The organism is Actinoplanes sp. TFC3, assembly GCF_001553785.1.
In the GTDB taxonomy this organism is placed as follows: domain Bacteria; phylum Actinomycetota; class Actinomycetes; order Mycobacteriales; family Micromonosporaceae; genus Actinoplanes.
On record NZ_LOJP01000002.1, the window covers coordinates 1,173,947 to 1,184,684 of the forward strand.

At 68.2% G+C, this 10,738-nt stretch carries 9 protein-coding genes and 1 pseudogene; 9 read left to right on the forward strand and 1 reads right to left on the reverse strand.

Annotation, left to right across the window (positions count from 1 at the left end; all coding sequences use genetic code 11):
• Nucleotides 1-78: 78 nt before the first annotated feature.
• The 9 genes and pseudogenes from TFC3_RS32555 (at nt 79) to TFC3_RS32595 (ending at nt 9,112) form a co-directional block, all read left to right on the forward strand.
• Entirely contained in the window at nt 79-408 is a 330-nt protein-coding gene (locus tag TFC3_RS32555; RefSeq protein WP_173745420.1) for a DUF485 domain-containing protein, read from the forward strand.
• Nucleotides 405-2,074 (forward strand): annotated as a pseudogene (locus TFC3_RS32560) (cation acetate symporter). Before TFC3_RS32555 ends, TFC3_RS32560 begins: the two are co-directional and overlap by 4 nt.
• A 67-nt stretch (nt 2,075-2,141) precedes the next feature.
• Complete coding sequence (locus TFC3_RS32565) at nt 2,142-3,107, forward strand: NAD-dependent epimerase/dehydratase family protein (RefSeq protein WP_067509972.1); 966 nt, start codon at nt 2,142-2,144, stop codon at nt 3,105-3,107.
• Nucleotides 3,108-3,216: 109 nt separating this feature from the next.
• Complete coding sequence (locus TFC3_RS32570; protein ID WP_067509586.1) at nt 3,217-4,536, forward strand: LCP family protein; 1,320 nt, start codon at nt 3,217-3,219, stop codon at nt 4,534-4,536.
• A 161-nt stretch (nt 4,537-4,697) separates the two neighbouring features.
• Nucleotides 4,698-5,879, forward strand: a complete 1,182-nt coding sequence (locus tag TFC3_RS32575) for an LCP family protein (protein ID WP_067509588.1) — start codon at nt 4,698-4,700, stop codon at nt 5,877-5,879.
• A 15-nt stretch (nt 5,880-5,894) separates the two neighbouring features.
• Complete coding sequence (locus tag TFC3_RS32580; protein WP_067509590.1) at nt 5,895-6,230, forward strand: rhodanese-like domain-containing protein; 336 nt, start codon at nt 5,895-5,897, stop codon at nt 6,228-6,230.
• A complete protein-coding gene (locus TFC3_RS32585; RefSeq protein ID WP_067509592.1) occupies nt 6,227-7,015 on the forward strand; it encodes a glycerophosphodiester phosphodiesterase family protein in 789 nt (262 codons plus the stop codon). Before TFC3_RS32580 ends, TFC3_RS32585 begins: the two co-directional genes overlap by 4 nt.
• Before the next feature lie 85 nt (nt 7,016-7,100).
• Nucleotides 7,101-8,201, forward strand: coding sequence for a sensor histidine kinase KdpD (locus tag TFC3_RS32590; RefSeq protein WP_067509594.1), 1,101 nt, complete (start codon nt 7,101-7,103; stop codon nt 8,199-8,201).
• 26 nt (nt 8,202-8,227) lie between these two features.
• Entirely contained in the window at nt 8,228-9,112 is an 885-nt protein-coding gene (locus TFC3_RS32595; RefSeq protein WP_067509596.1) for a DUF5926 family protein, read from the forward strand.
• A gap of 39 nt (nt 9,113-9,151) precedes the next feature.
• On the opposite strand, the gene TFC3_RS32600 is transcribed toward TFC3_RS32595, so the two are convergent.
• Nucleotides 9,152-10,372, reverse strand: a complete 1,221-nt coding sequence (locus TFC3_RS32600) for an arginine deiminase (protein ID WP_067509598.1) — start codon at nt 10,370-10,372, stop codon at nt 9,152-9,154.
• Nucleotides 10,373-10,738: the final 366 nt, after the last annotated feature.

Sequence of the window (10,738 nt, forward strand, 5' to 3'; positions counted from 1 at the left end):
CGACCAACGGTTCGTGACCCCACCCTCACCTTCGTACGGTGCCGGAAACATCCCGCGCCATCGAAGGTGGTGAGCCACGTGACGACCGAAGCGACCCCCAGCGAGAAGTATCTCGAGGTACAACGCTCCGAGGAATTCGCCGGCCTGCGCCGCAAGCTGCGTAACTTCGTTTTCCCGATGACCGTTGCGTTCTTCCTCTGGTACGCGCTGTACGTGCTGCTCTCGGCGTACGCCCGGGGCTTCATGTCGGCCAAGATCGTCGGCCACATCAACGTCGCGCTGCTGTTCGGCCTGCTGCAGTTCGTCTCGACCTTCCTGATCGCCTGGTACTACTCGCGCTACGCGGCCAAGGAGCTCGACCCGATCGCCGACAAGATCAACGCTGACTTGAAGGAGCCGCGGTCATGATCTCCCTCGCTGCTGAGGCGACGACCTCGACCAGCCGCACGCTCACGATCACGCTGTTCCTGATCTTCGTGGCGATCACCCTGGCCATCACCATCTGGGCCAGCCGCCAGACCAAGACGGCTACCGACTTCTACGCCGGTGGCCGTCAGTTCTCCGGCTTCCAGAACGGCCTGGCGATCGGCGGCGACTACATGTCAGCCGCCTCGTTCCTGGGCATCGCCGGGCTGATCGCGCTGTACGGCTACGACGGTTTCCTTTACTCCATCGGCTTCCTGGTGGCGTGGCTGGTCGCTCTGCTGCTGGTGGCGGAGTTCCTGCGCAACTCGGGCCGGTACACGATGGCGGACGTGCTGGCGTTCCGGATGCGGCAGCGCCCTCTGTTCGTACCGCTGCTTCGGTCTCCACGATTGTGGTTTCGATCTTCTACCTGATCGCGCAGATGGTCGGGGCCGGCGCGCTGGTGTCGCTGTTGCTGGGCATCAAGCCCGGCACGACGTTCCTGGGCATGGACGCCGACACCGCCAAGGTCGCCACGATCATCCTGGTCGGCGCGCTGATGATCGTGTACGTCGTGGTGGGCGGCATGAAGGGCACCACCTACGTGCAGATCGTCAAGGCGTTCCTGCTGATGACCGGCGCGCTGGTGATGACCCTGCTGGTGCTCGCGCACTACAAGTTCAACCTGTCCACCCTGCTCGGCGACGCGGCCCAGCAATCCGGCAAGGGCGAGGCGTTCCTGCAGCCCGGCCTGCGCTACGGCGTCGAAACGGCAAGTGCCTCGGCCACCTTCTACAGCAAGATGGACCTGCTCTCGCTGGGCATCGCGCTGGTGCTCGGCACGGCCGGTCTGCCGCACATCCTGACCCGGTTCTACACGGTCCCGACCGCCCGGGTGGCCCGCAAGAGCGTGCTCTGGGCGATCGGCATCATCGGCGTGTTCTACCTGTTCACCCTGGCCCTCGGCTTCGGCGCGGCGGCGCTGGTCGGCGGCAAGGCGATCACCGCGCAGGACAAGGCCGGCAACACCGCAGCGCCGCAGCTGGCCCAAGCGCTGGGCATCGACTACCTGGGCGGCGACACCGGCGGTTCGGTGCTGCTGGCGATCATCGCGGCGGTTGCGTTCGCCACGATTCTCGCGGTGGTGGCCGGGCTGACGCTCGCTTCCTCCTCCAGCGTGGCCCACGACTTCTACGCCAGCGTGATCAAGCGGGGGCAGGCCGGCGAGCGCGACGAGGTCCGGGTGGCCCGGATCTCGGCCTTCGTCATCGGTGCCGTGGCGATCGTGCTGTCGATCTTCGCCCAGAGCCTGAATGTGGCGTTCCTGGTGGCGCTGGCGTTCGCGGTGGCCGCCTCGGCGAACCTGCCCGCGATCCTCTACAGCCTGTTCTGGCGGCGGTTCAACACCGCCGGCGCACTGTGGTCGATCTACGGCGGGCTGATCGCCGCGGTGGTGCTGGTGTTCTTCTCGCCGGTGGTGTCCGGCTCGGCCACCGCGATGTTCCCGGACAGCGACTGGCACTGGTTCCCGCTGTCCAACCCCGGCATCATCTCCATCCCGATCGGCTTCCTGTGCGGCTGGATCGGCACTGTCACCTCCAAGGAGACCGACGCCGACAAATACGCCGAACTCGAAGTCCGGTCACTCACCGGTCACGGAGCGCACTGAATTTGCCTGTTGTTAACGGGGCCGCCGCGTTGAGTGCGTGGCGGCCCCGATCGCTAAGGTGTGCTTCATGGTGGTTCAGCAGCGGTTCGGCGAGGGACATCGGATTCTGATCAGCGGCGGGGCCGGCTTCGTGCCGTCCCACCTCGTCGATGCCCTGCTGGCGCGGGGGTGTTCGGTGGTCGCGGTCGACAACTTCGTCACCGGCAGCCGTGACAACGTGGCCCACCTGGCCGACGAGCCGCGCTTCACTCTCATCGAGGCCGACATTGTCGACGGGCTGCCCGCGCGCCCCGAGCTGGCCGAGCGCTTCGACGCGATCCTGCACATGGCCTCGCCGGCCAGCCCCACCGACTTCGCGAAGCTGCCGCTGGAGATTCTCAAGGTCGGCTCGGCCGGCACGCTGGCGCTGCTCGACCGGGCGGTCGCCGACTCGGCGCGTTTCCTGATGGCCTCGACCTCGGAGGCGTACGGCGACCCGGCCGTGCACCCGCAGCCGGAAACCTACTGGGGCAACGTCAACCCCATCGGCGTGCGCGCGGTCTACGACGAGTCGAAGCGGTTCTCCGAGGCAGCCACCATGGCCTACCACCGCTTCCACGGCCTGGACACCGCGATCGTGCGGATCTTCAACACGTACGGCCCCCGGATGCGCCCCGACGACGGGCGCGCCATCCCGACGTTCATCAGCCAGGCATTGCGCGGTGCTTCGCTGACCGTGCACGGCACCGGCATGCAGACGCGCTCGATCACGTACGTCGACGATCTGGTCCGCGGCATCCTGCTGCTGCTCGACTCGACCGAGACCGGGCCGATCAACTGCGGCACCGAGCACGAGCTGACGATGTTGGAGCTGTGCGAGCTGATCGTGAAGCTGACCGGCAGCGTCTCGCAGGTCCAGCTACTCGAACGCACCGCCGACGACCCGGAGAAGCGGCGGCCCGACCTCACGCTCGCCCGCACGCTGCTGGGCTACGAGCCGGAGGTCGGTCCCGAGGAGGGTCTGCGCCGCACGATCGAATTCTTCACCACGTGAGTAATGCACCACGGTAGTGAACGTTGCACGAACAGTAATTGTCTCCTACCTTCGTGCCACCGAGCGTCGAAGCACCGTTGCACTGGTTCAAGACTCGTAACCTGAACTCATGTCTGCGACTTCGTCCTCATGGGGTGGGCCCACCGGCCGGGCTTCGGTGCCGGGACCGGTGGGTATGCCGAGCGGCATGGATCGATCTTCGGTGCCCGGCACGCCCTCCGGGCGGGTGGGCGCGGCTTCTTCTGGGCGGGTCGGCGCGGCTCGTCCGGCCGGTGCTTCGGGACGCGCCTACGGCGCGCCGCCGGCCGGGCGGGCGGATGACGAGGGTCGCGGTGACTGGCCCCCGCGCGGCGCGGGTGCGGGTCCGGGCGGACCGGCCGGCCCACCGCGTGGTCCCGGCGGCGGCGGTGGCCGCCCCGGCGGGCGGCCGTACAACGGCAAGCGCAAGCCGCGCTGGAGCCGCATCGCCCTGGTCGCCGGCGCGGTGATCCTGGTGATCGGTCTGATCGCGGGCATCTCGCTCTACAACTACGGCAACGGCCTCAACGACGACCTCAAGCGCACCGATGCGTTCTCCGAGCTGACCAACGGGCGCCCGGCCAAGACGGTCGACGGCGCGCTGAACATCCTGCTGGTCGGCAGCGACTCGCGGGACCCCGACGCGGCCAAGGACACCACAAACGCCTGGCGCGCGGACACGCTGATCGTCATGCACATCCCGGAGGACCACAAGTCCGCCCAGCTGATCTCGATCCCGCGCGACCTGTGGGTGCCGATCCCGTCGGCAAACGACGCGGACTGCAGCTCCGGAAGCCGCAACAAGATCAACGCGGCGTTCGCGTTCGGCGGGCTGCCTCGGGCTGTCAAGACCGTTGAGTGCATGACCGATGTGAAGCTGGACCACGTGCTGGCCATCGACTTCGGCGGCTTCAAGGAGGTCACCGACGCGCTGGGCGGCGTGGACCTGAAGGTCGACCAGAGCATCACGTCGATCCACAAGCCGCACCGCAAGTTCACCAAGGGCATGATGCACATGGACGGGGCCCAGGCACTCGACTGGATCCGTCAGCGCAAGCAGTTCCCCCGCGGTGACTTCGACCGGATGCGCCACCAGCAGGAATTCCTCAAGGCGCTGATGGACAAGGCGGCCAGCGGTGGCACGCTGAGCAACCCCGGCAAGCTCAACGACTTCCTCAAGGCCGTCACCAAGGCCGTCACGGCCGACCAGGACTTCTCGCTCACCGACATGGCGGTGCAGTTCCGTAGCCTGCGCGGCGAGAACCTGACGTTCATCACCAGCCCCAACAACGGCAGCGAGACCATCGGCGGGCAGAGCGTCGTGGTAGCCGACCGGGAGAAGGCGCTGGCGCTCTACAAGGCCGTCACCGAGGACAAAGTCGACGAGTGGATGCAGGCGAATCCCAAATAGCGCACCGGAAATCCGGCAAACGGCGCGGGTCGGCGGTTATCGCCACCCGCGCCGCTTGCTGAACGCAGGGTGTCACTGATCTGAAACTCAGAAGACCTCGCAAGAGATCGAAGTTGAACGTACAGTGACATCCGCCGTTTCGTCGAACGCTGGGAGCTCGCATGGCCGTCCACGCCACCCGCGGCCGGCCGGTGCTGGACCAGGACGGATCGCCGACCCGCGATCACCCCTCCGGACCGCTGCCCAAGTCGCGCCGCAAACGCCGAGACCCGCTGTGGGCCAAGCTCACCGTGGCGTTCGGCGCGGTGCTGGTGCTGACCAGCGGCGCCGGCATCGCGGGCACCAAGTGGCTGGTCAGCAGCGCCACCAACGCGGTGACCCAGGAAAACCTGCTCGGCGGCAACCAGAAGAGCGCGACCGAGGGCGGCGGCGACATCAAGGGCCCGATCGACATCCTGCTGATGGGCGTGGACGCCCGTAAGCGCTGGGCCGTCGATGACCTGCGCTCCGACACGATCATCGCGCTGCACATCCCGGCCAGCCACGACCAGGCGTACCTCGTCTCGATCCCGCGCGACACCGAGATGCAGGTCCCGGCCTTCCCCAAGGCCCAGTACGCGGGGGGCACGGCCAAAGCCACCGAGGTGTTCTTCCACGGCGCGCAGAACGGCGGCGGGTGGGCCGGCGGGGCTCAACTGATGGCGCAGACCATCAAGGCCAACACCGGGATGTCGTTCGACGGCGCCGCGATCATCGACTTCAACGGCTTCAAGGGCGTGATCGACGCGCTCAAGGGCGTGCACATGTGCGTCGACCAGCGGGTGAAGTCGCACCACATGCAGCTCGTCGACGGCAAGCCGATGTACCTGGCCGAGGCGCGCAAGGCCTCGGGCACCAAGAAGGACATCTGGTACGAGGTCGGCTGCCAGGATCTTGAAGGCTGGCAGGCCCTGGACTACGCCCGGCAGCGCTACGGGCTCAAGAACGGTGACTACGACCGGCAGCGCCATCAGCAGCAGCTCATCAAGGCGATCGCGAAGAAGGCGTCGACCAGCGGCGTCATGACCAACCCGGTGAAGGTCAACGGGCTGATCAAGGCGGCTGGCGACGCGTTCGTGCTGGACACCGGCAACGTGCCGGTCGCCGACTTCATCTTCGGCCTCAAAGGCGTCGCGGCAAACGACATGGTGCTGCTGCGCACCAACAACGGCACGTTCGCCGGCAACTCCAACGGCCGCGAGACCATCACGCCCAAGAGCATGGAGATGTACAACGCGGTCAAGCAGGACAGGCTCGCCCAGTTCGTCCTGGCCAACCCGGATGTCATCGCCAACGAAAAGTAGTTCTACCCTGGATCCGTGTTCGGACCTCAGGTACCCAGCGTGACCCCCAGCCAGGTTGAGCCCTCGGCCTACCTGCTCGACGTGCGCGAGCCCGACGAGTGGGCCGCCGGCCATGCGCCCGGCGCCCACCACCTGCCGATGATGGAGGTGCCCGCGCGGATCGCCGAGATCCCGGCCGACACCGAGGTCGTGGTCGTGTGCCGCTCCGGCGGACGCTCCGGTCAGGTCGTGTCGTACCTGATGGGCAACGGGTGGGACAACGTGCACAACCTTGACGGCGGCATGCTGGGCTGGGCCGCCGCGGGGCGCGACGTGGTGGATGAGAGCGGTCAGCCGGCTCGCGTGCTGTGACTCTGGTCTTCGCCCACCGGGGTGGGGCCGACGCGCTGCCCGAGCACACCCTCGCGGCCTACCTGCGTGCGCTGGAAGAGGGTGCTGACGGCGTCGAGTGCGACGTGCGGCTGACCCGCGACGGGCATCTGGTGTGCGTGCACGACCGCCGGCTCAACCGGACGTCAAACGGCACCGGGCTGGTCAGCACGAAGACGCTGGCCGAGCTTGAGGAGCTGGATTTCGGGTCGTGGCACGCGTCGACGGCCTCGGTCGAGGAGCTCTCGCTCGACCACACCCGGCTGCTCACCCTGGAACGGCTGCTGCTGGCTCTGCGTGAGTTCGACCGACCCGTACAGTTACTCATCGAAACCAAGCATCCGTCACGCTACGGCGGCGAGGTCGAGCGCCGGCTGGTCGAGATGCTGCACAAGCATTCGCTGGCCGACCCCGAGCCGGGTGACCCGCTGCAGGTGACGGTGATGTCGTTCTCGGCGCTGGCCCTGCGTCGCATCCGCTCGCTCGCTCGCGCACTGCCCACGGTCTACCTGCTGGAGCTCATGCCACCCGGGGTGAGCCGGGGCCGGCTGCCGTTCGGCGCGCACATCCCCGGGCCGGGGATCGGGCTCATCCGCTCCCGGCCGGGGCTGGTGGCCAACTTCCGGGCGGCGGGCCGGCCGACCTACGTGTGGACCGTCAACGACGAGCCGGATGTGGATCTCGTGCTGGCCCAGGGGGTCGACGGCATCATCACCGATCGGCCACGCTTCGTGATCGACATGCTGAAGAACGTACCCCCGGTGTGACAACTGCCACTGCGGCTGCGAATATCGGCAAGATCGTCACGTAGCGCCCTGCCCAAAAGGCCGGATACGAGGCAGACTCGCAGTCATGCCGGACGGACCCGACTACACCGCGCTGACGCGGGGGCAGCTCGCGCTCGTGCAACGGATCAACGCGGGCGAGAGCGGTCTGGCTGTGCTGAACGAGGTCGTCCGGCTGGCCCATGCCGTGCTGGGAGCCCGCGGCGCCGGGTTCGCCGAATACGCCCCGGCCCAGGGTCGCTTCGTGGCCGCCTGCGGCACCTACGAGATGTCGCTGGGCCGCCGGGTGGAGCACGTGGACGCCGATGTGCTGACCGGCGAGGAGCTGATCGTGCGGTGCCGCGCCGGGGATCGGGTTGTCGGCGCGCTGTACGTGTCGGCCGGGTCCCCCGGGCCGGAGCAGCACGTGGTTGCCGGGATGCTGGCTGCGACCATCGGCACTGTCTTCCAGGTGCGCGGCAGCAGTGTCCCCGTACCGGTGGCGGCTCAGGAAGATCGGGACTTGTTCGTCGCCGTGACCAGCCACGAGCTGCGCACCCCGGTCACGGTGATCAAGGGGTACGCCGACACGCTCGCCAACCACTGGGACTCCCTCGGCGAGCAGGGCCGGCGCGAGGCGGTCCGCGTGGTCGGGGCCCGCGCCGGGGAACTGGCCCGGCTGGTCGACCGGCTGCTCGCCGCGACCAGCGACGACGGGGAGACCCAAGGATCGCCGCCCGGCCCGTTCGACATGGTCGACGCACTGCGCGGGGCGGCCGCCGAGCTGCCCGAGGACCTGCGCCGCCGGCTCGTGCTCGACGAGTTTCCAGCCGAGCTGCCCAAGGCGTTCGGTGACCGCGAGTCGCTGGCCACCGTGCTGACCGAGCTGTCGACGAACGCGGACAAGTACTCACCGGCCGAGACCGAGGTGACCGTGACGGCCGGCGCCGACGACACGACCGTCATGTTCCGGGTGGCGGACCGTGGCATCGGCATCCGGCCTGAGCACGCCGAGTTGGCGTTCGAGCGCTACTGGCAGGGCGAACCGGACAGCGCCGGGCGTAATCCGGGGGCGGGGCTGGGGCTTTATCTGGTACGGCGGACTGTTGAACGACAGCACGGATGGGTTTCCTTGCGCCCCCGCAAGGGTGGCGGCACGGTCGTGGAGGTCCGCTTCCCCCGCGCATAACGGTCCATGCCCTAGGCTGGTTCGCCGTGAGCAAGCGTCGAAAGAACCCCCGAGCCGCCGACGCGGCGCCCAAGCGCGAGAAGATCAAGGACATCTTCGTCGCCCGGCCGTTCGAGGGCCTGGCCGACGAGACGGAATGGATCGCGCTGCGTGAGCTGGTCCCCGCCGCATCCGCGCCGCTGACCCTCAAGCCCGAGGTCATCGAGGAGTACGGGGACCGCCAGGTCACCCTGTCCACGGTGCTGCCGATGGCGTGGCCGGCGATGACCCGCCAGGACGGGCGCGTCTTCGTCGGTCTGCAGCGCCACGTGCAGTCCGGTGACGTCTCGCGCGACATCGCCGTAGCCATCCTGCGCGCGCTGCAGACCGCGCCGGGCGAGACGGTGTCGGTGCCGGCGCTGCCCGGCCCGGGGACACGGCTGCAGGACATCCTGGAGGACGGCCCGCTCGACATCACCATGCACGAGGGCTTCGAGTACTGGCTGGATGAGCAGCAGATCGAGGACCCCAACGTGAAGGCGTCGCTGGAGCGCGCCAACGCCTCGATCTACCCGACCGTACGGATGTCGGCGGCGCACGCGGCGTACTGGTGCCGGGTGCCGGAGAAGGCGCACGTGCGCTGGGTGCTGCCCGAGCCCGAGGACGCCGCGCTGGACGCGCTGGCCCGGTTGTCCGCGGCGGGCGACCTGCTGCTCGGCGAGGGCACCAAGTTCGCCGGCATGTTCCGCGCGCACGGCCTGCTGGTGCCGGTCTGGGACCTGCCCGGCGAGCCGGAGGCCGGCGAGTGGGAGGCCCCGGTCGCCGACTTCGCCAAGCGCTATGCCGACACCCTGGCCGAGACCGGCCCGCTGGATGCCGCCGCCCGGCGCGCCAAGCAGGGCCTGGTGGGCCGGCAGCTCACCCTGCGGTAGTCGACTCTTCCCCCGCCCTCCGGGGGCGCGCCTTGAAGATCAGCGCGCGTTCCCGGCGGGTAGCGGGGTCCGCTCGATCGGGCACGACATGCACCTCGGTCCGCCGCGTCCCGAGCCGAGTTCGGAGCCGCTGATCGCGATCACCTCGATGCCGGCGCGTTCCAGCTGGGCATTGGTCTCGACGTTGCGCTCGTACGCCACGCAAAGCCGTGGGGCCAGCGCCAGCGTGTTGTTGCCGTCGTCCCACTGCTCGCGCTCGGCGGTCACCGGGTCCAGCCCGGTGTCGATGATCCGCAGCCGGTCGATGCCCATGGCCTCCGCCGCCGCCTCGATGAACGGCCGCGCCGCCCCCACCCGCGGTTCGCCATCAAAACCGCCGGTCACCGGGTACGCCCGCAGCGTATCGGCGATGTTGGGGTACATGACCACGGCGTCCACATCGACCATCGTGCAAACGGTGTCGAGATGCATCGTGGCGCGTTCCTGCGCGATCGGCACCGCCAGGATCGTGTGCGCCAGCCCAGCCGCGAAGATCCGCCGGGCCAGCCGCTCCGCCCCGGCCGGGGTGGTCCGCTCTCCCACCCCGATCGCGAGCACATCGGGGGCGAGCAGCAGCACATCGCCACCTTCCACGTTCTCCAGCGCCGGGGTGTACAGCAACTCGGTGCCGGCGAAGCGCGGGTGGTGGGTGTAAATAGCCTGGGTCAGCGTGGTCTCGCGGCCGCGGGCGGGCATGGCGAGGCTGGTGACGGCTACCTGGTTGCGTACCCAAACCGATGAGTCGCGGGTGAACAGCAGGTTGGGCAGCGGATCGATGACGAACTCGTGGCGGTCCATGAGCTCGTAGACCAGCCCGCCAGGCTTACCCGGACCGGGCTTGACTTCCTCATGGGCAAGACCTGCCTGCAGTACGAGCGCAAGTTCTCGAGGATCAAGGTCAGCCAGATGGGCGCTGACCCGGCCTCGCAGGTTGTCCCCGAGCCGCGGATCGGCCAGCACGCTCTCGGTCAGCGCCACCCGGGCCTCGGGCACGGACAGCGTCTCTTCCAGCAGTTGGCCGAGATAGAGCACCTCGACGCCGCGGTCGCGCAGCGCCTGAGCGAACTGGTCGTGTTCCTCCTGGGCCCGGCCCACCCAGGGGATGGCATCGAACAGGAGGGAGTCATTGTTTCTTGGAGTCAGGCGCGCGAGTTCGGCACCGGGCCGGTGCAGCAGGACCGTCGCGAGCCGGCCAACTTCACTGTCGACATAGGGAGCCACGGGTGAAGCCTAGGGCCCGATCGTGTCATTGGCGCGGTGAGCGGGTAGGTCCGCATCTGGCGCTCTTCGCATTTGTCATCTACTGTCCGCATCGGTCCTGTGACTTAGCGCCAAGATCCGGGACACGGCTGCACAGAAGCTAAGGGCACGCTAACTTGGCGGAGAAACTTTCGTATTCCCGGGGAGCCCTAGGTCGCGTGATGCACCATCCGGAAAAACACCTTGTGCGTGAATGCGGCATTCATCCCCACTCATTCCGCTTTCTTTCCGGCCCGACGGCTTGCTTGAGTACCGGGTCCGACACGTACCGTAGTGAAAAGAGAGCCCGATGGACCTTTTGCCGGAGGTCGCAGTGACTGTCTTCCC

What these genes read in the sequence shown, in the direction of transcription:
- TFC3_RS32565 (WP_067509972.1), top strand. Translation starts at nt 2,142, where the DNA reads ATGGTGGTTCAGCAGCGGTTCGGCGAGGGACATCGGATTCTGATCAGC.
- TFC3_RS32570 (WP_067509586.1), top strand. Translation starts at nt 3,217, where the DNA reads ATGTCTGCGACTTCGTCCTCATGGGGTGGGCCCACCGGCCGGGCTTCG.
- TFC3_RS32575 (WP_067509588.1), top strand. Translation starts at nt 4,698, where the DNA reads ATGGCCGTCCACGCCACCCGCGGCCGGCCGGTGCTGGACCAGGACGGA.
- TFC3_RS32590 (WP_067509594.1), top strand. Translation starts at nt 7,101, where the DNA reads ATGCCGGACGGACCCGACTACACCGCGCTGACGCGGGGGCAGCTCGCG.